The organism is Spirochaetota bacterium (assembly GCA_017999915.1).
Taxonomy (GTDB): domain Bacteria; phylum Spirochaetota; class UBA4802; order UBA4802; family UBA5550; genus RBG-16-49-21.
Window position 1 is genome coordinate 22,364 of the sequence record JAGNKX010000011.1, and the last position, 24,506, is coordinate 46,869.

Sequence of the window (24,506 nt, forward strand, 5' to 3'; positions counted from 1 at the left end):
GATAAAATTCAAAAAGGCCGATCCCGGCCCGTTGGGCACAGGAAATTACAGCCTGCCTGTTTTAGGCAAGCATATTTTTCCCCGCGGCAAGCTACGGGGTATTTTGTCGCATAATTTTTTGCGCGCTCAATCAATAGCGCGAAAATGGACGGCGGATGCTCAGCGGCTCTTCCTGACCGGCTTCCCCAGGTACATGAGCTCGTACACGGTCTCTGTTTTCAGTCGCTCCTTCTTTCCCTTTATGTCAAATTCAAGGGTCCCGTCCCCCAGAATCCTGTGGTACCATGGCCGTATGCCGATGCAGCGCGCCGCAAAGGCCTTCCATGACGGCACCATCTTCAAAAGGTCAAAGACCAGGATATCCTTCTTTCGTTCGAGGGTATAGGTCGCATATCTGCCGGCGGCCGGCTCGGAGTAGACGAAGGAAAGCCTGTTCTCCACCGGTTTTCCCGATACCGGGTTCTTCACCGCTCCGGAGCGAAGAAGCTTCATGTTGCGGCTGTCTTCGAGGATGATTCCGTTCCTGTCTGCCAGGAGAAAGACCGGGATCTTCCTGTGGCCGTAGCGCTTCGTGGTGACCATCTCGGACGTGATCACTGTATAATCGCCGAACTGCGCCCTGGTCCACCACCAGTCGTTCAGTATCCTGGCGAGCTCGATGTTGCCCCAGTTGTGGTCATGGTATCCCGAACCCTTTACGGCGCGCCGGGCGCCGTCAACGGCGATCTCGCCGGTCACCCTGCCGTAGGGCACAGCCGCGAGCCAGGCAAAATAATGGGCCTCGTTCTTTCCGTAAAAGCAGTAGCCGGTGGCGGGCCGCCACGGCGGAGTTACGCCCTCCAATGTGAAATCCGCCTGTATCTTCTTCGATTCATAATGTATCCGGTAATTCTTCAGGTCGCCGCTCATCCAGGACCTGCCGATCCTCACGTCACACCGTTCCCGGGACGCCCGGAAATCGTTCATTGGGATCTTCACGGTGCTTTTACGTTCAATCCCGTCGGGGGTGGTGACTCTGATGTTCACTACCGGCACGGCTTTATTATTGATATCAACATAGGGCCTCGTCATGAACACGATGACCACCACGGTGCCGTCATCCAGGTGCGCGTCGAAATACCACCATTCGAATTTACCCGGTTCCAGGTCGGTGCGAAACCCGTCCTCCCAGATAGCGGGCCTGAGGTCCAGCTTCAAGTTGTCGAAATGGCGCTTCTCCAGGCCGAACACGACGGGCTCCGGCTCAGAAGCGCAGGCCACGATCAACGCCGCCATGAGCGCGGCAACACATATCATCATCACTCTTTTCATGATAACCACAGATGGTTCCTCCTGTGCATTGTCGGATAAAAAATATTTCACGATACCAGTCTATTAATATCTCTCGCAGAGGCGCTGAGACGCAGAGTATTAATATTTCATACATGACATTCAATAACTGGATAATACCAGAATATAATTCCCCGGAGATTATTGATTTACTTTTTCTCTGCGTCCCTGCGTCTCTGCGAGTAACTTCTTTTCTTTGTGAAACAGCTTTATCTTTTTTGATTAACCGTCCAATCAGTTAATCTGTCAAGTACATATCAGGCATCAAAGATCAGCGCCCGCTCCCTTTTACGGTTGACGTGTCACATCCCCGAGAATACAAGAACTTCATGGACGCCGATACCAGAACCCTCATGGAGGCCTGTTGCCTCTGCCCCCGCGAATGCGGCGTGAACCGCTTTGTCGAAACCGGCTATTGCGGCGGGGGCGCCGCCGCCCGGGTAAACCTCCATCGCCTCCATTTCTGGGAGGAGCCGGTGATCTCCGGCACCGGGGGGAGCGGCACCATCTTCTTCTCCCACTGCACCATGGCCTGCGCCTACTGCCAGAACCACCGGATCAGCCAGGAGGGACGCGGAACTGAACGATCCGTGCCGGAGCTTGCCGCCATGATGCTGGAGCTCCAGGAGGCCGGGGCCCACAACGTGAACCTGGTCACCGCGAGCCAGTTCACGCCCCAGGCCGCCGAGGCCATCAGGCTGGCCCGCGCCAGGGGACTGCGGGTGCCCGTCCTGTGGAACAGCAACGCCTATGAAAAGCCGGAGACACTCCGTATGCTCGAAGGGCTTGTGGATGTCTACCTTCCCGATTTCAGGTATATCGATTCAAATGCGGCTGAGCAATACTCCGATGCGCCGGGTTATCCTGACATCGCCAAAGCGGCAATACTGGAAATGCACCGGCAGGTCGGGCACCTGGCGTTGAGTAACGACATTGCACAAAAGGGCCTCATCATAAGGATACTGGTACTCCCGGGACTCCATGAATCGGTGCGCCCCATACTCCGGTGGATCCAAGACGCCCTGGGAACAGAGACCTGGATCAGCCTCATGGGCCAGTATTACCCGGTCCACCGCTCCGCTGAATTCCCGGAGATCAACCGGGCCGTCACGGAGGAAGAATACGAGGCGTGCCTCGCCTATCTGGACGAGCTCGGCTTCGAGAACGGCTTTGTCCAGGAAGTGGGGTCCTGTTCCGATTACACGCCGGAATTCACATGACCATGAGATCGAACATATATAAAATGTACTTTATAAACCTGGCGAAGAACATGATGTTCTTCAGCTCGGTGACCGTGCCCTTTTTCCTCGACTGGGCGAAGATCGACTATACCAGGATATTCCTCCTGGAGGCGACCTTCTCCTTCTGGATGTTCGTTCTCGAGATCCCCACCGGGATCGTGGCTGATAAATACGGCAGAAAATACTCCCTCGCCCTGGGAGGGCTCTTCTCCGCTGTGTCCTTCGCCCTCTTCGGCCTGGTCAACAGCTACGGGGTGTTCTTCCTGGCGGAATTCATCTGCGCCGTGGGGTTTACCCTTCTTTCCGGAGCCGACAGGGCCCTTCTCTACGACACCTTCATCGCCATCGGCGAGGAGGAGAAATCCGTGAAATACTTTTCCCGGTACGAGACGGCGGGAATGATCGGCATCATCATGGGCCTCATCGGAGGGTCGACGATGGCCGATGCGCCGGCCATGGCCTACCCGGCGGGGCTCCCCCTGACCTTCCTCCTCTCCGGTGCGGTCCTTCTGCTGGTTTTCATCATATCCTTTACGCTGAAAGAGCCTGACAGGAAAAAGAGCGGCGAGGCGTTCCTCCGCCAGGGGATCAGCGGTTTTAAATATATCTTTCAAAACCGCCGGCTCCGCTCCTTTTCCATGAACTACACCTTTATTTCCGCCGCGACCTTTTTCATGTTCTGGCTCTACCAGCCGCTGCTCAAGTCAGCCGGCATCGGCCTCCTCTACTACGGCATCGTCGGAGCGGCCTTCAACGTCTTCGCCATAGCGCTGATGAACGGTATCGGCGGAGCGGAAAAGCTCCTCGGCATAAACCGGCTCCTCTTCCTCACCGCCTTCGTTCCCGGCGTTCTCTACTGCGGCCTGTTCTTTTCAGCCCACGCCGCCTACGCCCTCTTCGCCATCCTCCTGGTGACCGGCCTCAGGCAGATGCGCGTGCCCCTGCTGTCGGATTACATGAACCGCCATATCGGGAGCGAAAACCGGGCCACGGTCCTTTCGGGCGTTTCAATGATAGAACGGATCGTCATCATAGTCATGTACCCGGTCGCGGGGCTCCTGGCCGACCACTCCCTGGCGGTGGCGTTCCTCTTCCTGGGGGCCATGACGGTTATATTCTCCTTCATCGTGAAGGTCGAGGCTGATGGGATGGGGTGAGGATTCTGCAGCCAGGATCTTGCTGCCTCATCGGGCCAGGTTAAAGAGACAGGATGCCCGGCAAAAAAGTAATTATCTGATCGCCATTGGACGAGTATTTTACAGGTCTATGCCCGCCTACTGTATCTGCGGCCCCTGGCCTATCACCATTTTCCCCTTGTAGTATTTCCTTTTTATTTCCGGATAGGATTTAATAAATTCTTCTATTCCCTTATTCCTGATGAAGCAAAGGTTAAATACTTTTAAATTATGGGGAAGCACCTCCGCCCTGTCCGCGGAAGGATGCAGCATGCCGCAGGGGAAATCGGCGCATTCATGGCAATAACGCACGCTCTTTTCCCGCACACAGGTGTACGTGGCACATACCCGTTCATCCGGATGCGCCGGGCACAGGCCCTCCACGTTTCTGCAGCCGCGGCAGGGCAGCTTCGACGCCGGCATTCCTCTTGAAATCAGATAATCAAAGAGCTTCCGGTCATCCCGGCACGTGTATGCTTCACAATTAGCGCAGTCAATGCCGCAGGGAGCGACCAGGCGTTCTCGTTCAGTAGTCATGGGATTCCTCCTTATTACAGTACATCATGGACCACGCTTCGGGAATGAAAGCAAGCATTTTCCATAAGAAAAGCTCCGGACAGGGGCCCTTCAATTCAATACACAATATTTCAGATATGGCCCCGAGGAGGAAACTTTCACTGTCAGCGGGTACATGGTTGTCCTGACTCCCTGCGGGAGCGGGCGACGATCCGCACGGTCCCCTGCCATGACCACTTTTACAAGGCCACTTGTTTCTGCAGGGCTGTCATACGGGAGCGCAGGTCCGCCATCATGCTCTCCAGGGATTCCTCGCCATAGCCAGCCGTATCGAGAGACGCGCCGATTCTTACCGAAACGGGCCTGCTGTGGATAATGAAGGAGCCGGGCCGGAGAATGGGCCCCGTCCCCGAAATGACTATGGGGACTATGGGCACCGAAGTTTTCCTGCACAGGTGAAAGAGGCCTTTCTTGAAGGGCCGAAGCGTGCCGTCCAGGCTCCTGGTCCCCTCGGGAAATATCATGATGCGCTTGCCTTCCCTGACCTGCCGCGCCGCCTCCTCCATGGAGGTCCGCGCCTGTTCGTTGTCTCCGCGGTCAATGGAGATATAACCGTTTATGCGCATGTGCATCCCCAGAAAGGGAATCCGCCCGATTTCTTTTTTTATTACCCATCCGTACCTGACAGGAATGATCTTGTTCAGGACCCAGATGTCGAAAAAGCTCTGATGATTGGCGGCGAAGATCTGCACCGAGGAGGCGTCGATTTTTTCAAGCCCTTCCACGGAAACCCTGATGCGGCAGAACCATAATATGGTAATGGACCACCAGCGCATGCACTGGTGCGAGAGATGGCCTGAAGGGCTGATAATAATCGAAAGGAGCGACAGGGTCCCCCAGAAGGCCGTGTCAAGGGCAATGAAGATCCAGCAGAGTAAAGAATTCACCGTGTCATAAAGCTTTTTCATATCTATACCCGTATTTATTGTTTTGTAACAGACGTAAAATATCCTTTTATTAAAGACAACAAACCCCTTTTTCCGTTGCAAAAAAAAGCTGGCGGGCCGGGTGACGCTGGTAGAAAAGACGATACCCGAAAGGAGATGCATGGCAATGTATTTAATAATTACTGCTTGACATTACATCATAAATGATGTACACTGTTTCAATGAGCAAGAAGTGGAATATTATTTTCTATGAAACGGCTGACGGCAAATGTCCTGTTGAAGCATTCATCAATTCGCGAAGCATTAATAACCGGGCTAAAATATTCAACTGGCTGGACCAGCTCGAGACACACGGTCCGAATCTTCCTCGACCCTACGCCGATCTTCTTGGGGATGGCATCCACGAACTCAGAATAAAATTGTCCGGAGACCAGATCAGGATCATATACTTTTTCTGTTATCGAAATTTTATAATTCTGACTCATGCTTTCACAAAGAGCACAAACAGGGTTCCTGAAGCAGAGATTCGGAAATCAATTAAATACCGCGAAGATTTTATAAGGCGATTCGACGAGAAAAAATTGAGGAGCAAATAACATGAAAACGTTTCGCAAGCAACTGAAAGAACAAATGAAAGACCCTGAATTTGCCAAGGCATATATAGAGGAAAAAGAGAGAATAGACCTGGCCGTGAAAATAGCCAGTGAGAGAAATAAACTGGGCATTTCGCAGGCCGAGTTGGCGAAAAAAGCCAAGGTGACCCAGCAACAATTATCAAGGGTAGAAAACGGGGCTAATTGCAATATGCACACGTTCATCAAGGTTTGCACGGCCCTGGGATTAAAGCTTAACTTCGAACGGGGAAAATCCCGCGCTAAAATTTAGCGATTAATTATCCAGGAATTTTTTCAGGATACTATAGCAATCCATGCACACCATAACCTGCGATATCGCCGTGATCGGCGGGGGACCTGCGGGGATGATGGCGGCCGGCACGGCCGCTGCCCATGGGGCGGACACGGTCCTCATTGAGAAGAACCGGCGCCCCGGGAGGAAGCTCCTCATCACCGGCAAGGGGCGATGCAACATCACCAACGCCGCGGCGGACGCCAGGAGCTTCCTGGCACGCTTCGGCGGGAAAGGCAAGTACCTTCACTCCCTTCTTCACGGCTTCGGCATCGACGACGCAATGGAATTCTTCGCCGGCCGCGGGTGCCCGGTCAAGGTCGAGCGGGGGAACCGGGTCTTTCCCGAGTCGGACAGCGCCGCGGACGTGCTCCGGGTCCTCCAGGAGTACATGAAGGAAAACGGCGTGAAGGTCCTGGGAGGATGCGACATCAGAACTATAATCCGTGGCGACAGTCACATTGAAAGAATCGAATCGGAAGAGCACGCCATAGAGGCGAAGAGTTACATTCTCTGCACCGGGGGCCTCAGCTATCCCGCCACCGGCTCCACCGGCGCGGGCCTCGATTTCTGCCGCGACCTGGGCCACACCGTGGTGAAGCCGCGGCCCTCCCTGGTGCCGGTCATACTCAAGGAAAAATGGATCGGCGAACTCGAGGGCCTGAGCCTCCGCAACGTCACGGTCCGCCTGGTCCATGAGGGGAAGACCGTGGGCGAGGAGTTCGGCGAGGCCCTGTTCACGTCCAACGGCATGAGCGGCCCGGTGATCATAGACCTGAGCCGGGCCGTCGGCGAGATGCTCCCGGCCCGCCTGGAGCTCGCCATCGACCTGAAGCCGGCCCTGGACCGGAAGGCCCTGGACGAGCGGGTCCGGCGCGACTTCGCAGAGAACCCGACGCGCCTTTTCAAGAACAGCCTGGGGCGCCTCCTGCCGGCCTCCCTCATCCCGGTCATCGTAAGGCTTTCCGGCATCGATCCGCAGAAAAGCGTGAGCCACCTCACGCGGGAGGAGCGGGCGGCCCTCGTCTCCCTCCTCAAGGACCTGCGCGCCTCGGTCGCCGGGATCGAAGGCTTCGACAAGGCCATCATCACGGCCGGCGGCGTGTCCCTGGACGAGATCGACATGCGCACCATGGGCTCGCGGCTGATAGAAAACCTCTACTTCGCCGGCGAGATCATAGACATCGACGGCCCCACCGGCGGCTACAACCTCCAGGTATGCTGGAGCACGGGATACCGCGCGGGCCTCTCGGCCGCGGAGGCGCTGTCATAGTGAGCAATCATGTTATCGGGGGGAAAATCCGCATAGGGCATGATCTGGGAAGCGCGGTCACGTAACCGCGCCTGCATAAAATAAAATCTTCAAGGAGACCATCATGATAACGCTTATCGCAAAGCTGAAGGTGAAAGAAGGGAAAATGGATGAGGCCAAGGCCATCCTAAAAGAAATCGTCCCGAAATTAAAGGAAGCCGAGCCGGGGTGCCTCGAATACATTCCCCACACGGTCCGCGGCGAAGAGAACGCCATACTCTTTTACGAAAAATACAGGGACAAGGACGCCCTGAAAATCCATATGGATAATATGGGAAAGACCATGGAAAAACTGTTCCCCCTGCTGGAGCCGGGCATGGATGTAAAGACATGCTATGAGTTTGTTTGATTAGCATGCTTTCCTGAACTCCGCGGATCCAGGTTTCAGGACCCGTTGCAAAATAAATGCCGTCGTCAGGAGGGGGCCAACCCCCTCCTGACGGCACGCTGATAATAAAAATCATGTTGATTATTTAATACGCCTCACATAGATTATCCCAACTACCCTCATCAAAGGAGACATTCGATGAAATCCACCACTGTAGCTTGCGGATTATCCATATATATCTGCCTTCTCCTCGGCCTGTCCGCATCCCTGTTCACGGCCTGCTCAAAGGAGCGGAAAGATTCAGAGGCCCGCGCCATGACCACCTTCGTCATCGGCACGGTTACCCTTGAACGCCCGGGCGAGCCGGCCCGGCCGATCCATCACAAGGAGGAGCTGAAGCAGGGAGACGTGGTGAAAACCGGGCCCAACTCGATGCTGGTGGTGCAGCTCGGCGAGGACTCGGTCATTAAGATCGAATCAAGCACGACCCTGGCCATGTCGCAGCTCCTCTTCCCTGGGGACAAACAGCTCAACCTCGAACAGGGCAGGATGTTCACCCGGGTGCGCCACCTCGGCAAGGAATCGACCTTCAAGGTCTACACGAAAACGTCCCTGGCCGCCGTACGGGGCACCGAGTTCAGCGTGACCGCCGATAAAAACCGCTCCGTCGTGGCCGTGAACGAAGGCACCGTGGCGGTCCGGAAGATCGAAGCCGGCAGGGAGGCCGCGGAGGAAAAAGAGGTCCCCAAAGGAACGGCGGCGGTCGTCAAGGGAGCCGTCACCACGCGGCCGGTCAGCGCCGAGGAGAAAAGGGAATTCCGCCGCTTCGCCAGGATCGAACCGGTGGAGGACCTCGACGGAACAAGCGAGGCGGACCTCAGGAAGATGGAAGAGGACTACCAGAAGAACAAGGACAAGCCTGTTGAAGCCGATAAACAGAAGGATAAGGATAAAAAAGACACAAAGAAAGAAAAGGCGGCTGACAGGGAAAAGCCGGCCGGAAACGACGCCGCGAAAAAAACCGTCCTCTGGACCGGCAAGGGCATATACGGCGCGTCTGACCCCGTCATCGTGTATTACCGGAACATGCCTGAATACCGCAACTGCTGGATCGACGTATCAAAGGCCACGGACGGAGACGGACGATACCAGTCATACCAGTGGACCTACAGCGCCAAGAACGGCCAGATGACCTTTTCCAACCTGCGGCTTGAGCCGGGTGTTTACGAGGTGCGCGCCCATTTCAGCAGGGGCAGTTCGGTGGATAAAAGGTATCGGTTCAGGGTGCGGTAATTCCGCGGCAAGCCGCCCCCCATTTCCCCGGGGGATGGCGCCGTCCCGTCACAGGGGCTTGATCCCCCGCTCCTCGTAGAGCACCAGGGAAGTGATGTTCTCGTAGTCGAGGACCACGCGGGAATCCTCGATATCGAGGACGCTGTTGATGATCTTCTGGAATTTACCGGTCAGGTTCATGATATCGTTGGTGTCGACCCACCCGAAGAGGCTGGAAAAGAACTTGAGCTCCGCCAGCCGTTCAAGGACGCCGTCGATGGTCTGCATTTTTTCCCTGTCGATGTCGGCCTCGCTGATCTCCTTTTCCAGCTTGACCAGGAATGACTTCCATGAATCGAAGGGCTTGTGGTGGAACACCGATGCGGTATGGGACACCACCGATTTGGAGAACACCACGGTGCGGGTCAGGCGGCCGACCATGACGATGAAGAGCCCGAAGTTCTCGTCCTCGCCGTCCTTGAATCGCCCCTTGATGACGACGATATCCGTGTATTCGCCCTTCATGATCTGCCTGGCTTTCTCAATGTCGCCCTTGCAGAACTTCTCGATAATCTTCAGCTTCTCGAAATATTGTCGTGCCCCGTCATCGCGGTTCATGCCGCAAACTCCATGAATGCGTTTAAACTAAAAATACCCCGCGCGCCGCGCCCCAGTCAAGATTATTTCTTGATGAGGTCCATGATCCGGTCAAAATCGTCCAGGGAATAATAGCTGATTTCTATTTTCCCCCTGCCGGAGGCGTGTTTTATCTCCACCTTGGTGCCGAATATCGACACCAGATCCTCTTCCACCTTCCTGATATGGGCGTCCTTGGAGGGCTTCTTCTTGCCCTGCTTCTGCTTTTTGTCGCCCTCCTGCACCAGCTGCTCAAGGGCGCGGACCGACACCGACTTGTTGAGGATCTCCCGGTACAGCTCCATCTGCCGCCCGCCGCTCACGGACAGGAGCACCTTGGCGTGACCGGTGCTGATCTCGCCCGACGACAACGACTCCTGTATCTCGGCGGGCAGCTGCAGCAGGCGCAGCGTGTTGGCGATGGTGGCCCGCTCCTTGCCCACCTGGACCGCGATATCCTGCTGCTTGAGGCTGAACCGGTTGATGAGGACCTTGTAGGCCTCGGCCTCCTCGATGGGGTTCAGGTTGGTGCGCTGGATGTTCTCGGTGAGGGCCAGGGTGAGGTTCTTCACCTCGTCAGCCTCGATCACGATGGCCCGGATCTTCTTCAAGCCGGCGTGCTTGACCGCCCTGAGGCGCCGTTCCCCGGCCACCACGTAGTAATTGTTCTCCGACCGGCGCACGATGATCGGCTGGAGGAGTCCCACCGCCTGTATGGACGCGGCCAGGCCCTTGATCTCCAGCTCGTCGAAGACGGCCCGCGGCTGGTCCGGGTTGGGAAGGACCGCGTCCGCGTCCAGCTCGACGATGAGCTCCGCATTCTGGACGATCCCCTTTTCCAGGGTCTCCACCGGCGTTGGCGACGACGTTATGATCGCGGACAGACCTTTGCCCAGAACCTTTTTAGCCATTCTTCAAGACCTCGTCTGCTAAGTTCTCGTAGGTAACGCTGCCTATGCTTCCCCTGTCGTAAAAGCCTATGGGCTTCCCGAAGGAGGGGGCTTCCGAAAGGCGCACGTTCCTCGGTATGATGGTTTTAAAAACCTTGTTTGAAAAATATTCCCGCACGTCGGACACGACCTGTTGCGACAGGTTCGTCCGCGAATCGTACATCGTGAGGACCACTCCCTCGATGGAGAGGCCTTTGTTCAGGTTCTCCTGCACCATGGCGATGATCCTGAGAAGCTGGCTCAGTCCCTCCAGCGCGTAGTATTCGCACTGCAGCGGGATCATCACCGAATCGGCCGCCACGAGGCTGTTCAGCGTGAGGATCCCCAGTGAGGGCGGACAGTCGACGAACACGTAATCGTAATCCCTCCGTATCTCCTCCATGGCCCTGCGGAGTATGAACTCCTTTCCGTCGACGTCCATCAGGTCCATCTGGGCCCCGGCGAGATGGATGTTCGACGGGATAAGGTCCAGGTTTTCCATGCCGGTCTTGACGATGGCGTCCCTGATCGGCACCGAGCCGATGAGCACTTCATATATGGTGCGCTCGCTCTCGCCCGCGTTGACGCCGACGCCGTACCCGGCGTTCGCCTGCGGGTCGATGTCGATGATCAGGACGCGCCGCGCCCGATCGGCGATGAAAGACGCCACGTTGACCGTTGTCGTCGTTTTTCCCACTCCCCCCTTCTGGTTGGAGACCGATATCACTCTTCCCATTCCCTGGCTCCGAATTTTTAAACTTGTTGCGAAACTGCGTCTCGCGCTCGCAGGTGATGCCCCTACAGGGGCTTGCAAGGGGCTTAGCCCCTTGACCCCGATTAAAAAAACCGGATTCGCAACAAGTTTATTGTAGTACTCTTTTAAAGTTCCGGCCTGAATGCAACAACTTTTCTTGGATTGCCGCTGTAAATCTATTTCTGCTTGACAGGGCGCCTTGCCGGACCGCAGACTTCAACGGTTTATTCCCGCCCCAAACCGGCGCTCCCCTCGGGCCGGCTGCCGGACGGGCACAATCCATCCAGGAGTGGGCCGGGCCATGGCGAGACGAAAAAACATCATCGATAAAAATTTCCAGCTGAAGACCACCTTCCGCATAATCGGGATAATCATCATCACCTTCATCCTCGTCATTGCCGTCACGGGTGTCATATCCACGGACAACAACCGTCAGATACAGGCCACCATCAACGATCTCAACAGGTCCATCGAAAAGGACAAGAAGACCATCGAGGTCCTCATCGCGTCGGCGGGCCTGAAGCGCGAAACCATGGCGGACCGCGACCATGACCGGATGATCGAAGACCACCTCGAGACCATCGCCGTGATGCACACCAACATGGAGCAGCTGAAGCGGATCCTGAACATGAACCGGGCCCTGTTCACGGTGATGATCCTCACCGGCGTGCTCCTCGGCTTCGGCCTCTTCATCTACCTGATCCGCCTCACGAACCGGATCTCGGGCCCCCTCTACGTGCTGACCCGGCACATGCACGACATCATGAACGGCAGGCAGCCCAATCTCCGGGAGCTCCGGAAAAACGACGAATTCCAGGAGTTCTACCGCGAGTTCATTTCATTCATCGACAAGACCGGCAGGAAATGAGCCCTCAGAGGCGGCTGCGGCCCGTATACCCCTTCCTGAACAGGACGGGGTACGCCAAAAAGAGAAGACAGACCGCCGCGGCGACGCCGAGAACGGCCAGCACGTAATAGAGATAGGGGATGATCCTCCGCCCCGATGCGGAAACGACGGCGTACATGCCGAAGCGGTCGCTCCCGTAGGGGTAGAGCCTGATATAGCAGTGATCGCGGCCCGCTGACTTCACCGTGAAGATCTGCTCCCTCAACGGCAGGTCCCTCGACTCGATCAGCGACAGGCCGCGGTCGACGATGTCGATCTGGTAGAACTCCTTTTCCGAATAAAAGTATATAGTGTTGCTCCCCTTCTCAAGGTCGACCCGGTGGGTCTCGGCGTATTCGCCGTCATGAATGGCGTTGGCGATCCTGCCGCTGACGGTCTGGCTCCACCGTCCCGCCTCGTCCTCGAGCCTCTCCAGCAAATGGGCACCGGCGACACGGTAGATGTTGAAACGCCGGAAATCGCTGAACACGGTGCTGTCATAGCTCGTGTAGAGGAGCTCGCCGCTCCCCCGCCGGGCCAGGAAGCTCACGGGGCCGGAGCGGACGCCGCGGGGCGTGTCGAAGGCGGCAAAGGCGATCACCTCCGCGTCGTCCACGCCGCGCAGGGCTATCCACCCGGCATGGTCCATGTAGAGGGCCATCCTCTTTTTCGTGCTGAAACGCGCGAGATCGTTATAGACCGACGCCTCGATCCGCGCCGGCATGCCCATGTAGGGGAAGTTATCGAAATATTCCAGCATGTCAAAGGCCTTCTGGACATACTCGTATGAATAACCCGAGAAGTACGCGGAGCCGCCCCTCTTCACGAAGCGCCTGAGGGAGCGCGCGACCTTCTCCTTGTCCACCTCGTAAAAATCCGGCTTCAGCGCCACGGATTTGAACCTGAAATTATTGGCATAGACGTCCAGCATCTCCTCGATCGGGTAATCGACGCCGCTGGGCACGAAGAGGGCCCGGTAGGGCGCGATTTTTTCCGGCCGTTCCAGGTCGCGGTACACCAGGAGATCGTGGGGTATCCGAAAGGAGGTCAGCACCTTGTCCACGTCATCGTACCTGCTCTGGACCACGGCGACCCGGTTGCGGGGCCTGGCCGGCTTCTTTCGGATAGCCTTCGGCTTTGCGAAAACATCCCCCGCGATAACGACGGCAAGGGTTATTGCCGCGACGAATTGAATCGATTTCTTTTTCATTGGTGTTTGCCGATCGTTTGGAGGGGACAATCTACACAAAGCGTCCGGGATTATCAATACTTTTATGGAATATTCATAGCACGTCAAGATTTCACACCCATCCCGGAATACCGGGATTCGTCGAAATGACAGTTCCATATTCGGTATTTTTATTAGAAGCCATCTCATTAATATGAAATAATAACCATGTTTGTCATTGCGAGGAGCACAGCGACGAAGCATGCCTCGACAGTTCGACAGGCTCACTGCAACGCTTCGCTCGGCAACCGTCGTTGACCGGATGGTCCCCGAGCCCAGTCGAGGGGCGCTTCGCTTCACTCGCGATGACAAGCAAGATAGCGATTAACTGTATTTCTGAGAAGTCTACCAGTAATTTTGTAATAACTTTATCGCCCGGAGATAACAGCAATCACAAGGCCGCTTATGGACGACACTTTATTCAATTATGGCTTGACAAAGTTATTATTGACGATAAAATCCTTTCTCACGATCAACCATAAAGGCACCGGTGAAATGCATTCTCGCTTTTTTACTTCTTTCGGATATACTGAGTCTCTCTTCAATGGAAACACATCAATTCAAGAAACTGATTCAGAGTCAATGGACAATGACCCTGCATATAAAAAATATTAATACAAGGAGAGTCTAATGAAAAAAATCAAGGTGTCACTGGCGGCCGTTTCAGCTATCATGTTTCTCGTATCTGCAATGGCCGCGCATAATTGCGAAGCTGCGTCAAAGTTCGCCAAGGGAATGACCGTGGCGGCGAAATGGACCGATGACAACTATTACCTGGCGAAGATCAAAGCCGTCAACGGGGACAAGTACGATGTCGACTATGCAGACGGAACGAAGGGAACCGTCACCGCGGACCAGATAAAGGAAATCCCGGCGAAGCCCAAGCTCGCCAAGGGCGACAAGGTGCTTGCGGTCTGGGCCGGGGCCAAATTCTACAGCGGCACCGTGGTAGAGGTTAAGCCGAACGGCGCCATTGTCAAATGGGACGACGGCAGCTCTCCCTCCTTCGCTCCTTTCGGAAAGATAATCAAGTAATCATCACGCCGGCGGGAGCGCGTGGCGCCACCGGCGTTCCCGCCGCTGCTTTATCGTACCTTTTTATACTGACGTTCTGATCACACCCCCTGCTCCCGGCCGGCGCGGTAGTGATACAAATACGTTAAGATAAGCTGATTCTGACGCACGATGTTCAGGGCGCGCTGCGATCAATTATTGAGGATTTCAGCCCGGTGGTATCTCTACCGCTTGAAGAGCTTGAGGAGCCATTCGATCACTTTCACGAAAAGCCCGTGGCCCTGGTAGAGATCGATGTTGTTTTTTTGCGCCAGCTCCTGGATATGGTTGTTGGCGTCGACCGGCGTCGCCAGGGTCACCCGCTGGTGGAGCGCGGAGGCGAATATCGGTCCGAAGCCTTTCTGCTTCATGGTTTCGATCAATACATCATCCAGCCTGCCCCGATCGTCCTTCAGTGTTAGATAATCGAACATACAATTGGCGCAAAAATACTTGCCCTGCCTCTCGACAAGGAGGCCTGATTTCCCGCACTGGGGGCATGAGATGTAAATTGTTGAATGATTTTCCATAACTATCACTCCTTGTTAATGATTTTGGAGTTCCTCAAGCCTGCCCGTATCTTATAATTTATCGAGTATGAAACTCAGAGATTATTTCTACAGAGCCTTGTATCCCCGGCCCAGTCATTTCACGACAAGGCTATTCACCTGCGAGTTCCGGTTATTATCGAGGGAAGGCAGCGGGGTCCATGTCCCGTTTATCCAGTATCCGGCAATCTTGACTCCCGAGCTGTTCTCACAATAACCGCCGGCATACACCGTGTTCCCTTCCACCACAATTGACAGGACCCGCGATTCCCGGGTCGCATCAAGCGGCGGCAGCGGGTTCCATGCCCCGTTCTCCCAGTACCCGGGAAGAGCCGAGGAGGCGGCGGTGTTGCATTTTCCGCCGATATACACATCGTTTCCGGACAGGGCAATGGTCAAGGCCATGCCGCCCAATGCGGCATCAAGGACCGGAAGGGCGGTCACAAAGCCATTAAGCCAGTACACGGGAGTCCATTGTGCTTCGGTGCTCATTCCACAGGCATGGATATTTTTCCCGGATATCGCCAGAGAACGAACTTCCCCGGCATCTGTCGGCTTCAGTGCGGGTAAAGTAATCAGGGTCCCGTTTTTCCAGATGCAGGGTATCCCCAGGTAGGCGGCTGGCAATGCAGGAGGCGGTGGAGTCACGTAAACACTCCTTCCTGCAGCATAGACATCATCCCCTGATACCACCATGGCAGAAACCGAGGAAAAATTTGTATTGCTTGCAATCGCAGGAAGCCCGATCCAGTCGTTATTTTTCCAATACCCGGCATTTGTAATATCGAACATATTGGTGCTTTCGCCTCCAGCGTACATGTCCCCATTTAAAATAACCATCGTAATGACTTGAGAACCGTGGGCCGTGTCAAGAGGCATGAGCCAGTTCCAATCACCGTTTTTCCAGTACCCGGATACCCACACGTCACTGCCATATCTTGAGTATCCGCCTGCATAAACCGTATCCTGCGTCACTACTATCGAGTTCAGGGCTGAGTGTTTCGTCGCATCAAGGGGCGTCAATTCATTCCAAACCCCGTTCTTCCAATACCCTGCCGCCATGACCCCGGAGCTGTTCGTGCTGAAACCTGCCGCATACACGCCTGCGTTGTTAAGCGCCAGGGCAAGGAGACCCGTCCCCGCCTTGTCGTTGTTTTCCTTTTTATCGCAGGAAGTGATTGATGGAATGCCCAACAGAACGGCGAACAGGAAAGGAAAAACGGTCTTGATTTTCAAACTGTGCGGGAAATTATTGAACAACGCATACCCCCTTTTCCAAACAGAGCGATCATTGATTTTTAGATGGATCCTATTATGATTTTGGTGGTGATGTTATCTGTCAAGTTGAAATTCACTCATAAAAAACGGATCCGTAAAGAGCTTCCAATGATTCTTTTTCTGATGCTTTTCCTCATTTTTACTTGACTATATATGTATATATGATTATATGTTCATATATTATATAATTAAGGGTAAACCCATGAACAGGGCTGGACAGAGCGCCGCGCGGCAGGGACTGAAATCGAGCGATGAAAAAAAGCTCAAGACCGCGCTCCCCGGCGAGGCGACGCTTGCCACGCTATCAGAGTTCTTCAAGGTCTTCGGCGATGTCACCAGGATCAAGATCCTGTACCTCCTGTCCCGGTCCGACCTGTGCGTGCACGACATCACCTCGATCCTGGAGATGAACCAGTCGGCCATATCCCACCAGCTGCGGATCCTCAAGCAGGCGCGCCTGGTCCGGTACCGGCGCGACGGCAGGTCGATCTGCTATTCCCTGGACGACGACCACGTGAAGCAGATCTTCAACCAGGGCTTCGAGCATATAAGCGAATGACGGGCAGAAATAAATGAAAGAACAGAGCGCTGAACATCATCATGCCGGCCATCACCATGAAGGCCACGATCACGGCCATGGGGCGCGGGGAGGCAGGCTCGTCCTGGTGATCATCTTCAACATGATCATCACGGCCGCCGAGTACGTCGGCGGGCTCCTCTCCGGCAGCCTTGCCCTGATATCCGACGCCGGCCACAACCTCTCCGACGTCCTTTCCCTCATCATGGGCTACGCCGGCGAAAGGGTGTCGGAGAAGGGCCCGGACAAGAAATTCTCTTTCGGCCTGAAGCGCTTCGAAGTGGCCGTGGCCCTGGTGAACGCCCTGTCGCTCCTCGGCATAGGCCTTTACATCGTGTACGAGGCCGTGGCGCGCTACATCAACCCGGTCCCCATCGACCTGAAAGTCATGGTCCCGGTGGCGTTCATCGGCCTGGCGGGCAATCTCTTTTCCATGCTCCTGCTGATGCGGGACCGGCACCGGACCCTGAACATGAAGGCGGCCTTCCTGCACCTCCTCTACGACACCGTCTCGTCCGTGGCGGTCATCGGCGCGGCCGTCATACTATACTTCACCGGCCTGGTCCTGGCGGACCTCGTCATCAGCCTGGTGATCGTGTTCATGATCGCCGGAAGCTCCTTTTCCATCATCCGGGACTCGATGAGGATCTTCCTGCAGGGAACGCCGGCTCATATAGACGCGGACGAGGTGTACCGCGCCATCCAGGCCATTGCCGCCGTGGGGAGCGTCCACGGCCTTCATATCTGGTCCATAAACTCGACGGAAGTGTTCCTGTCATGCCATATCTGCGTTTCGGACAGTGGCGGCGGGGGCGATACCGACGTCATCATACAGAGCGTCAACACCATGCTGGAGAACAAATACGGGATACGGCACACGACCCTCCAGGTCGAGAACACGAAGCTGTGTTCAAATTCTGGCACGTGCTGCCGTTAAGGGAGGATACCAATGAAAAAAGTCAGCGATTCGAGCATAACCATAGTGCAGCACATGACCCACCAGGAAGCGAACCTCGCCGGCAACGTCCACGGCGGCTCCATCATGAAGCTCATCGACAACACCGCCGGGATCGTGGGCGCCCGCCACACCGGCAGGAACGTGGTCACGGCCTCCATCGACCGCCTCGATTTCCACAGCCCGGTATTCGTGGGAGACCTGCTGCGCCTGACGGCGGCCATCAATTTCGTGGGAAAGACGTCCATGGAGATCGGCGTGCGGGTGGAGGCCGAGAACTTCATCACCGGCGCGGTGCGCCATACGGCGTCGGCCTATCTCACCTTCGTGGCCCTCGATGATAAGCTGAAGCCGGCCGGGGTGCCGCCTATCGAGTTCACAACGCCCGACGAGGTGCGGCGCAACTGCGAGGCCCAGGAGAGGAGGAAGCGAAGGCTCGCCGAGCGCATCGCGGAGAAGGGCGAGGGCTGTGGGAAGTAACTCACTTTTTAGGAAATTGCATTCTCAGCAGAAGGATGCTTACGATCATGCTCGATAGGGAACGATATGCCCGCCTGTGTGGATTCATCGACGGCTCCTTTGCACGCAACCACGGGGGCGCCCCGGAGGCAATCGCGGTCAGGGATCGTTTTACGGCAGGATCATCCGCCTGTACTGGCACCCCGTTTCAGGGCACTGAGGGCATGGTGTGAGGTGTTTCAACCTGCGGGCTCTGAGCATCAACCCGGTGATGGATTTCTCCGGCATCATAGCCGAGGCATGGTTCTTGACGATGCCGATCGATCCGGGATCGAGAAACGCGAACAGCTCCTCCTGCCCTTCCGCAAGATCCCAGTCGCAGTACCCGGGGCTGAAGCGCGCCGACAGGACGCAGCCCCCTTCCCGTGCCTCGTCGCGCAGGAACCGTTCGAAATCCCCGGCGAAGCGTTCCAAAAGCGCCGAGGCGGCGGCATCGGCGATGAAGGCATCATTGAGGGATACGCGCAGCCGCCTTTCGATCTCCCGGTCGACCGCGCCGCCGAGGGTCATGGCAAAGCAGATGAGAACATCTGGACCGGTGCCGCGGGCCATGCCCGCCAGCTTCGCGCTGGATATCGTGACATGTTCGCCGCGAATCGCCTGATGATCCACCGCGGCAACGGGATCGTATTCGCACCGTACCCGGGGATCGATTATTTCTCGAAGTCCGTCGCAGGCGCGCACGATGCGCTCTTCGGCGGCGTCATCGATTCTGCTGCCGGAGGGGTATCCCATCCGCAACGCGATCCTGCCCAGGAGATCGTCGGTTATCGTAAAGATGAATTCGAAAGTCTTATCCATCGCGGTTTTCTTAGCGGATCAGCGCGGAATTGAAAAGCCCTTATCATTGTGCACCGAGCAGGCGCCTGATTTCGTCCGGAGCGGTGATCGCGCTGTCGGCGTAACCATCTGCCCCCATGACAAGCGCCATATCCCCGTCAAGAGCGGCCCCGCCGACGATTATCATCACCCGGGGATGCGCGGACTTCACCCCACGTATTATATCCTTCATAGTGTCGAGACAGGTGGACATCATGGAAGAGAGGGCGATAACGGCCGGTTTATCTCTCTGAATGACGGCCTGGATCGCTCGCAAACCGACTTCCCTGCCCATGTCTATCACCGGGTACCCTCGGGCCTCCAACACCGCGGCGACGATATTCTTTCCCATATCATGGACGTCCCCTTCCACCACGCCGATGGCGATTTTCGTGGTCCCTTTCGGGCTCCGCATCCCGGGATACGATATCCGCAGCTGTTTCGCTCCCGCCCGGAACGTATCGATGACAAGCAAAAATTCCGGCAGGGAAATCCTTTTCCCGGACAGGCCGCATCTCGCGGAATCCATCGCGCATATGAGCGCGTCCCGGGCTTTCTCTGCCGGGATGCCCTGACGTTTAGCCAGAAGGATCACGCCGCGAATCGCCGGCGCGTCATGGGCAAGGAGCGCCTCGTCAATGCCTGTCATAACAGATGCGGTATCTTTTTTCATTGCCGGTTTTCCTGGAGTAGTATCAGCCGAAACGGCGGGCCGCTTCCATCATAGCGAACGCGTTCGTGAGGGGAATATTGGGGGGATATTCGCATCCCGGAGCGAGGATATAGCCTCCATCCTTCCCCAATACGTCAATCTGTCTTTTACACGCATCCATTACCTGTTCCGGCGTGCCGTGTATCAGAAGCTGCGTGGGAATATACCCGATGATCGTGGTCCGATCGCCATAGCGTCGTTTCAAATCAGCGTCCGTGGCGCAGTCATGGGGTAGATGGGCGATGCTCATCACGTGCGGCTCCATCCATTTCAGCATAAGATCCGCATAGGGGCCGTGACCGCAGTTGTGTACGCCGACAAAGCACTTCTTCCGCCTGATTGCCCTGCTTATCTCCCGGGCACACGGGCCTTCGATGCGCTCCCAGATTTCCCGCGGCAGTCCGTTTTCACCGGCATAGAGCGTGTCTATAGCCACCGCCGGTATCCCCGCGTCGCACTGTGCCTCGGCGTACCGCACCAGGGTTTCGGTCACCGCTTCGCAGGCCTTCTGCACTTTGTCGGGATACCGCACGCAATCCCGGAAGAACTGTTCCGCGCCCCTGAGCATGCTGAGCACCCCCGCGGGACCGAACACGAACCCTCCCACGAGGCCCCGCATACCGACACGCCGCACCATGATATGGCACAATTTCAGGAACTCCCCCATGCGCCGCCAGTCACCGTCTCCCAGCGGTTTTAATTTTCCATAATCGTCCGGGGTTTTTATGAGGGGTTTCCTGTAATCGGGCCGCGCGGTTGAATCGTCAGGATAAATCATCGCCTGCCCGAAATCGGCCGCCTCGACCGAAAGATCGAGCATGAGAACGATCAGATCGCCCCCGATGAACTCGAAGCCGGAATAGAACACATCGGCCGCCGCTTCCCCGTTGAGGGAAAGGTCAGGAAAGGTGATGCCCTTAATGGCGCGGGCCGCCGAACATACGAGAGGCGTCACCGGGACCCTATCGGTCTTTTCATGGTACAACGCGGCGAAGGTTCGTTCAACCGTGGTGAGGGATGAGATTCTTCCCCGGAGGCTGACGGCCCGCGCGACGGCCTTCAACACCGGTTCAGGCACTTCACCAGGGGGAGGAACGATTCCCTCTCTCAATGACGACAAGACCCTTCCAGCATTCATCGCGGCACATTCCCATACGGATGATTTATAATAACGGTGTTTGGAACGGCATATTACGTCAATAAAAATTTATAAATAACAGTTATTCAAATAATTGATAAACAAAGGGCGTCATGATGATAGCCCCGATGAAATGGCCCAGAGCCTTTATCTTACTTTTACTTTTTAGGAAATTGCATTCTCATAAGAATAGGTCCGCGGGACACGATGAGTTTTATCCGAATTTGCCCCCTCTCAAATTAAGCCCCTTCCGTCAGAAAAAGCGCCGGACAGAGGCTTAAAATTTCGTGCGCACTGTGAAAATTGAGTAGAATTCCTGAAAAGTCGAAAAGAATGCCTACCCGCGGATTAGTACAACAGCAGTCAGCAATATTTACAAAAAAATTTTAAGTATTATTGAGTAAAACTGAGCATCATGGCCCTTTCTTCATTCTGAAATATCCGCCATGAAGCAAGTGCGTCATCCATAATTTCCGCCATTCCCGGTCGGCCAGGATGAATGAACGGCGATGACGCATGATGAAAACTATCTGTAATTTTATACGCGCCCCCGTCGGGGTACGGGGGGGGTGATGGGTTGGGGCCAGGAAGGCGAAGGCTGCAGGAAATGATACGCTGATTTCTTGATGCGAGGCGATTCATTGCTCGTCCGCCTCGTGCCTCGACTACGCTCGGCAACCGAGGCGTTATTGACACATTAAGTTTAGACGGTTGGTGAGCCTGTTGAACCACGGCGGAATCGGCGACCTCCGTGTCGCCTGCTCGCTGATGAATCGACCGCGTTGAAAATTACTAGCCCAGTTTCGCCCGGCTCGCCTCTAACTTCCCGAGTATCTCGGCGAAGCCGGCGCGCTTCGACTTCTCGTTCTCGATGACCTCCGCCGGCGCCTTGCCGGTGAAGTTCTCGTTGGCCAGCTTCTTCTCGATCTTGTCCAGCTCGGTCCGGGCCCGGGCGATCTCCTTGTCGATGCGGGCGCGCTCCTTCTCGAAATCGATGAGCCCCTTCAGGGGGATGAATATCTCGATGTCGTTCATGACGGCGGAGGCGTCGGTGCCGGAGGGTGCGTAGGCCGGGTCCATCGCGATGGCGTCAACCTTGGCCAGGGCCTTGATGTGCATCCCTTCCCTCTTTATGATCGCGGCTGCCGATTCGCTGGCGGTCTTGAACACCACCGGGGCCTTCTTGTCGGGGGGCACGTTCATTTCGCCCCGGATGTTCCTGATCCAGTAGACGATCTCCTGGAAGATACGGGTCTCCTCCGATTCGGAGGTGAAATCGAACTCGGGACGCGGCGCGGGCCACTGCGACACCAGGATGAGGCCGTCCTTCGGCCCCTTGATCTTGTCCCAGATCTCCTCCGTGATAAAGGGCATGAAGGGATGCATGAGCTGCATCGATCTCTTCAGCACGTAAAAGAGCACCTGCCGGGCCGTGTCGGAGCTTTTCGCCGACCCTCCCTCCTTGTCATAGAGGCGCTGCTTGGTGAGCTCGATATACCAGTCGCAGACCTCGTGCCACCAGAAGGCGTAGACCCCGTGGGCCGCGTCGTTGAACTTGTACTCCTCGAAGCCGCGCTGGACCTCGCGGATCGCCTCGTTCAGCCGGTGCAGGATCCACCGGTCGAAGACCTCGAGCTCGTCGGTGACCAGGTCCCGCTCCTTGAAATCGCCCCCCAGGTTCATCATGATGAAGCGCGTGGCGTTCCAGATCTTGTTGCAGAAGGTGCGGTATCCCTCGATCCGCTTTTCCGAGAGGATGATGTCGCGGCCCTGGGCCGCCAGCATCGCCAGGGTGAAGCGGAGGGCGTCGGTCCCGTACTGGTCCATCATCACGATCGGGTCGATGACGTTGCCCCGGGACTTGCTCATCTTGGCGCCGTGCTCGTCCCGTATCAGGGCGTGTATGTAGACGTCGCGGAAGGGAACGTCTCCCATGAACTTCAGGCCCATCATGATCATCCGCGCCACCCAGAAGAAGATGATGTCAAAGGCGGTGACGAGGACGCTCGTGGGATAGTACTTCTCGAGGGCCGGGGTCTTGTCGGGCCAGCCCAGCGTTGAAAAGGGCCAGAGGCCGGAGGAGAACCAGGTGTCCAGGACATCCTCGTCCTGCCTGATCTTCTTCGACTTGCACTTCTCGCACTCCGTCGGGTCGTCCACCTGCACGGTGATGTGGCCGCAGTCGTCGCAGTAGAAGGCCGGTATCCGGTGGCCCCACCAGAGCTGACGCGAGATGCACCAGTCCCTGATGTTGCGCATCCACTCGAAATAGGTCTTTTCCCAGTTCTTCGGCACGAAGCGGATGCGGCCGTCCTCCACGGCCTGGATGCCGGCGTCCGCCAGGGGCTTGATCTTCACGAACCACTGCTTGGACAGGTACGGCTCGATGATGGTGCGGCACCGGTAGCAGTGCCCCACGGCGTGCATGTGCTTCTCTATCTTGACGAGGAGGCCCTGCTTCTCCAGGTCCTCCACCACTTTCTTGCGCGCGTCGAAGCGCGACAGTCCCCTGTAGGGGCCGCCGTTCTCGTTGATGAATCCGTTCTTGTCGAGGATGTTGATCTCCTCCAGGCCGTGGCGCTTGCCCATGTCGAAGTCATTGGGGTCGTGGGCCGGGGTCACCTTCACCAGGCCGGTGCCGAACTCCTTGTCCACGAAGTGGTCCGCGAAAATGGGTATCCGGCGGTCCATGAGGGGAAGCACCACCATCTTCCCTACCATGTCCTTGTAGCGCTCGTCGTCCGGGTTCACCGCCACGCCGGTGTCGCCCAGCATGGTCTCGGGCCGGGTAGTGGCCACCACGATGAAGTCATTGGAGTCGGCCATCGGGTACTTGATGTGCCAGAGGTGTCCCTCCAGCTCCTGGTACTCGGTCTCGATGTCGGACAGGGCGGTCTCGCACCGGGGGCACCAGTTGATGATGCGGTAGCCCTGGTAGACGAGGCCTTCTTTGTACAGCGTGGCGAAGACCGTGTGCACCGCCCGGGAAAGGCCCTTGTCCAGGGTGAAGCGCTCGCGCTCCCAGTCGCAGGAGCAGCCGAGGCGACGCAGCTGGTTCTGGATCTGGCCGCCGGAGTGCTCCTTCCATTGCCAGACCCGCTTTTCAAAGGCCTCGCGGCCCAGGTCGTCCTTGGTCTTCCCTTCTTCTTTTAACAGACGCTCCACCACGTTCTGCGTGGCGATCCCGGCATGGTCCATGCCGGGCATCCAGAGGGCGGACTTGCCCATCATCCGCTGCCACCGGGTGAGGATGTCCTGGAGGGTGTTGTTCAGGGCGTGGCCGATATGGAGGGTGCCGGTGACGTTGGGCGGCGGGATGACGATGCAGTAGGGCTCCTTGCCGTCATCTTCCCGGGCGTGAAAGTATTTTCCCTCTTCCCAGAGGCGGTACCATTTTTCCTCGGTCTGTTTCGGATCGTATGATGATGGGAGTTCCATAGGCTAATTC

Annotated in this window: 25 protein-coding genes; 12 read left to right on the plus strand and 13 right to left on the minus strand. The window is 56.4% G+C overall.

Going from position 1 to position 24,506, the window contains the following annotated elements:
• Positions 1-159 precede the first annotated feature (159 nt).
• Positions 160-1,311, minus strand: a complete 1,152-nt coding sequence (locus KA369_15830) for a hypothetical protein (protein MBP7737451.1) — start codon at positions 1,309-1,311, stop codon at positions 160-162.
• A gap of 347 nt (positions 1,312-1,658) precedes the next feature.
• On the opposite strand from KA369_15830, the gene KA369_15835 reads away from it, so the two are divergent.
• Positions 1,659-2,549, plus strand: a complete 891-nt coding sequence (locus KA369_15835) for a radical SAM protein (protein MBP7737452.1) — start codon at positions 1,659-1,661, stop codon at positions 2,547-2,549.
• Positions 2,550-2,551: 2 nt separating this feature from the next.
• Positions 2,552-3,727 (plus strand): MFS transporter, encoded by a 1,176-nt coding sequence (locus KA369_15840; protein MBP7737453.1) that lies wholly within the window; start codon positions 2,552-2,554, stop codon positions 3,725-3,727.
• A gap of 117 nt (positions 3,728-3,844) precedes the next feature.
• Here KA369_15840 and KA369_15845 read toward each other — a convergent pair whose 3' ends face one another.
• Both KA369_15845 and KA369_15850 read right to left on the minus strand, forming a co-directional pair.
• Entirely contained in the window at positions 3,845-4,282 is a 438-nt protein-coding gene (locus KA369_15845) for a DUF3795 domain-containing protein (GenBank protein MBP7737454.1), read from the minus strand.
• 218 nt (positions 4,283-4,500) lie between these two features.
• A complete protein-coding gene (locus KA369_15850) occupies positions 4,501-5,229 on the minus strand; it encodes a 1-acyl-sn-glycerol-3-phosphate acyltransferase (GenBank protein ID MBP7737455.1) in 729 nt (242 codons plus the stop codon).
• A gap of 200 nt (positions 5,230-5,429) precedes the next feature.
• Between KA369_15850 and KA369_15855 the strand changes: the two genes are divergently transcribed.
• From KA369_15855 to KA369_15875, 5 genes are all read left to right on the plus strand, one after another.
• Positions 5,430-5,804, plus strand: a complete 375-nt coding sequence (locus KA369_15855; GenBank protein ID MBP7737456.1) for a type II toxin-antitoxin system RelE/ParE family toxin — start codon at positions 5,430-5,432, stop codon at positions 5,802-5,804.
• 1 nt (position 5,805) lies between these two features.
• Positions 5,806-6,093: a helix-turn-helix transcriptional regulator gene (locus KA369_15860; protein ID MBP7737457.1), complete on the plus strand. Its 288-nt coding sequence runs from the start codon at positions 5,806-5,808 to the stop codon at positions 6,091-6,093.
• Positions 6,094-6,145: 52 nt separating this feature from the next.
• Positions 6,146-7,387 (plus strand): NAD(P)/FAD-dependent oxidoreductase, encoded by a 1,242-nt coding sequence (locus tag KA369_15865; protein MBP7737458.1) that lies wholly within the window; start codon positions 6,146-6,148, stop codon positions 7,385-7,387.
• Positions 7,388-7,490: 103 nt separating this feature from the next.
• Positions 7,491-7,775 carry an antibiotic biosynthesis monooxygenase gene (locus KA369_15870; protein ID MBP7737459.1) on the plus strand — a complete coding sequence of 95 codons (285 nt, stop codon included), beginning with the start codon at positions 7,491-7,493 and terminating at the stop codon, positions 7,773-7,775.
• Between the two features lie 177 nt (positions 7,776-7,952).
• Complete coding sequence (locus KA369_15875) at positions 7,953-9,047, plus strand: FecR domain-containing protein (GenBank protein MBP7737460.1); 1,095 nt, start codon at positions 7,953-7,955, stop codon at positions 9,045-9,047.
• A 48-nt stretch (positions 9,048-9,095) separates the two neighbouring features.
• Here KA369_15875 and KA369_15880 read toward each other — a convergent pair whose 3' ends face one another.
• The 3 genes from KA369_15880 to KA369_15890 form a co-directional block, all read right to left on the minus strand.
• Complete coding sequence (locus tag KA369_15880; GenBank protein MBP7737461.1) at positions 9,096-9,644, minus strand: hypothetical protein; 549 nt, start codon at positions 9,642-9,644, stop codon at positions 9,096-9,098.
• A gap of 62 nt (positions 9,645-9,706) precedes the next feature.
• Positions 9,707-10,573, minus strand: a complete 867-nt coding sequence (locus KA369_15885) for a ParB/RepB/Spo0J family partition protein (GenBank protein ID MBP7737462.1) — start codon at positions 10,571-10,573, stop codon at positions 9,707-9,709.
• On the minus strand, positions 10,566-11,327 hold the full coding sequence (locus KA369_15890) for a ParA family protein (protein MBP7737463.1): 762 nt from the start codon (positions 11,325-11,327) through the stop codon (positions 10,566-10,568). Before KA369_15890 ends, KA369_15885 begins: the two co-directional genes overlap by 8 nt.
• A gap of 319 nt (positions 11,328-11,646) precedes the next feature.
• On the opposite strand from KA369_15890, the gene KA369_15895 reads away from it, so the two are divergent.
• Positions 11,647-12,213 carry a hypothetical protein gene (locus KA369_15895; protein ID MBP7737464.1) on the plus strand — a complete coding sequence of 189 codons (567 nt, stop codon included), beginning with the start codon at positions 11,647-11,649 and terminating at the stop codon, positions 12,211-12,213.
• A 4-nt stretch (positions 12,214-12,217) separates the two neighbouring features.
• Here KA369_15895 and KA369_15900 read toward each other — a convergent pair whose 3' ends face one another.
• A complete protein-coding gene (locus tag KA369_15900) occupies positions 12,218-13,441 on the minus strand; it encodes a hypothetical protein (GenBank protein ID MBP7737465.1) in 1,224 nt (407 codons plus the stop codon).
• A 648-nt stretch (positions 13,442-14,089) separates the two neighbouring features.
• Here KA369_15900 and KA369_15905 point away from each other — a divergent pair.
• A complete protein-coding gene (locus tag KA369_15905) occupies positions 14,090-14,494 on the plus strand; it encodes a DUF4537 domain-containing protein (GenBank protein MBP7737466.1) in 405 nt (134 codons plus the stop codon).
• A gap of 203 nt (positions 14,495-14,697) precedes the next feature.
• Here KA369_15905 and KA369_15910 read toward each other — a convergent pair whose 3' ends face one another.
• Positions 14,698-15,042 (minus strand): hypothetical protein, encoded by a 345-nt coding sequence (locus KA369_15910; protein ID MBP7737467.1) that lies wholly within the window; start codon positions 15,040-15,042, stop codon positions 14,698-14,700.
• A gap of 114 nt (positions 15,043-15,156) precedes the next feature.
• Entirely contained in the window at positions 15,157-16,320 is a 1,164-nt protein-coding gene (locus tag KA369_15915) for a hypothetical protein (GenBank protein MBP7737468.1), read from the minus strand.
• A gap of 220 nt (positions 16,321-16,540) precedes the next feature.
• Between KA369_15915 and KA369_15920 the strand changes: the two genes are divergently transcribed.
• From KA369_15920 to KA369_15930, 3 genes are read left to right on the plus strand one after another with little or no spacing between them, the layout of a single operon-like run.
• Complete coding sequence (locus tag KA369_15920; protein ID MBP7737469.1) at positions 16,541-16,897, plus strand: helix-turn-helix transcriptional regulator; 357 nt, start codon at positions 16,541-16,543, stop codon at positions 16,895-16,897.
• Positions 16,898-16,910: 13 nt separating this feature from the next.
• Positions 16,911-17,852, plus strand: a complete 942-nt coding sequence (locus KA369_15925) for a cation transporter (GenBank protein MBP7737470.1) — start codon at positions 16,911-16,913, stop codon at positions 17,850-17,852.
• A gap of 12 nt (positions 17,853-17,864) precedes the next feature.
• Entirely contained in the window at positions 17,865-18,350 is a 486-nt protein-coding gene (locus KA369_15930) for an acyl-CoA thioesterase (protein ID MBP7737471.1), read from the plus strand.
• 150 nt (positions 18,351-18,500) lie between these two features.
• Here KA369_15930 and KA369_15935 read toward each other — a convergent pair whose 3' ends face one another.
• The 4 genes from KA369_15935 to KA369_15950 all read right to left on the minus strand — a co-directional run bounded on the left by KA369_15935 (position 18,501) and on the right by KA369_15950 (position 24,496).
• Entirely contained in the window at positions 18,501-19,190 is a 690-nt protein-coding gene (locus KA369_15935) for a hypothetical protein (protein ID MBP7737472.1), read from the minus strand.
• Positions 19,191-19,233: 43 nt separating this feature from the next.
• On the minus strand, positions 19,234-19,881 hold the full coding sequence (locus KA369_15940; GenBank protein MBP7737473.1) for a cobalamin-dependent protein: 648 nt from the start codon (positions 19,879-19,881) through the stop codon (positions 19,234-19,236).
• Positions 19,882-19,903: 22 nt separating this feature from the next.
• Entirely contained in the window at positions 19,904-21,058 is a 1,155-nt protein-coding gene (locus KA369_15945) for a uroporphyrinogen decarboxylase family protein (protein ID MBP7737474.1), read from the minus strand.
• Positions 21,059-21,850: 792 nt separating this feature from the next.
• Complete coding sequence (locus tag KA369_15950) at positions 21,851-24,496, minus strand: valine--tRNA ligase (protein MBP7737475.1); 2,646 nt, start codon at positions 24,494-24,496, stop codon at positions 21,851-21,853.
• Positions 24,497-24,506: the final 10 nt, after the last annotated feature.

Coding starts and splice junctions, on each gene's coding strand:
- KA369_15845 (MBP7737454.1), bottom strand. CDS start 4,282: ATGACTACTGAACGAGAACGCCTGGTCGCTCCCTGCGGCATTGACTGC.
- KA369_15885 (MBP7737462.1), bottom strand. CDS start 10,573: ATGGCTAAAAAGGTTCTGGGCAAAGGTCTGTCCGCGATCATAACGTCG.
- KA369_15830 (MBP7737451.1), bottom strand. CDS start 1,311: ATGAAAAGAGTGATGATGATATGTGTTGCCGCGCTCATGGCGGCGTTG.
- KA369_15855 (MBP7737456.1), top strand. CDS start 5,430: ATGAGCAAGAAGTGGAATATTATTTTCTATGAAACGGCTGACGGCAAA.
- KA369_15895 (MBP7737464.1), top strand. CDS start 11,647: ATGGCGAGACGAAAAAACATCATCGATAAAAATTTCCAGCTGAAGACC.
- KA369_15875 (MBP7737460.1), top strand. CDS start 7,953: ATGAAATCCACCACTGTAGCTTGCGGATTATCCATATATATCTGCCTT.
- KA369_15920 (MBP7737469.1), top strand. CDS start 16,541: ATGAACAGGGCTGGACAGAGCGCCGCGCGGCAGGGACTGAAATCGAGC.
- KA369_15930 (MBP7737471.1), top strand. CDS start 17,865: ATGAAAAAAGTCAGCGATTCGAGCATAACCATAGTGCAGCACATGACC.
- KA369_15905 (MBP7737466.1), top strand. CDS start 14,090: ATGAAAAAAATCAAGGTGTCACTGGCGGCCGTTTCAGCTATCATGTTT.
- KA369_15910 (MBP7737467.1), bottom strand. CDS start 15,042: ATGGAAAATCATTCAACAATTTACATCTCATGCCCCCAGTGCGGGAAA.
- KA369_15890 (MBP7737463.1), bottom strand. CDS start 11,327: ATGGGAAGAGTGATATCGGTCTCCAACCAGAAGGGGGGAGTGGGAAAA.
- KA369_15840 (MBP7737453.1), top strand. CDS start 2,552: ATGAGATCGAACATATATAAAATGTACTTTATAAACCTGGCGAAGAAC.
- KA369_15935 (MBP7737472.1), bottom strand. CDS start 19,190: ATGGATAAGACTTTCGAATTCATCTTTACGATAACCGACGATCTCCTG.
- KA369_15870 (MBP7737459.1), top strand. CDS start 7,491: ATGATAACGCTTATCGCAAAGCTGAAGGTGAAAGAAGGGAAAATGGAT.
- KA369_15950 (MBP7737475.1), bottom strand. CDS start 24,496: ATGGAACTCCCATCATCATACGATCCGAAACAGACCGAGGAAAAATGG.
- KA369_15835 (MBP7737452.1), top strand. CDS start 1,659: ATGGACGCCGATACCAGAACCCTCATGGAGGCCTGTTGCCTCTGCCCC.
- KA369_15860 (MBP7737457.1), top strand. CDS start 5,806: ATGAAAACGTTTCGCAAGCAACTGAAAGAACAAATGAAAGACCCTGAA.
- KA369_15880 (MBP7737461.1), bottom strand. CDS start 9,644: ATGAACCGCGATGACGGGGCACGACAATATTTCGAGAAGCTGAAGATT.
- KA369_15850 (MBP7737455.1), bottom strand. CDS start 5,229: ATGAAAAAGCTTTATGACACGGTGAATTCTTTACTCTGCTGGATCTTC.
- KA369_15945 (MBP7737474.1), bottom strand. CDS start 21,058: ATGAATGCTGGAAGGGTCTTGTCGTCATTGAGAGAGGGAATCGTTCCT.
- KA369_15940 (MBP7737473.1), bottom strand. CDS start 19,881: ATGAAAAAAGATACCGCATCTGTTATGACAGGCATTGACGAGGCGCTC.
- KA369_15925 (MBP7737470.1), top strand. CDS start 16,911: ATGAAAGAACAGAGCGCTGAACATCATCATGCCGGCCATCACCATGAA.
- KA369_15900 (MBP7737465.1), bottom strand. CDS start 13,441: ATGAAAAAGAAATCGATTCAATTCGTCGCGGCAATAACCCTTGCCGTC.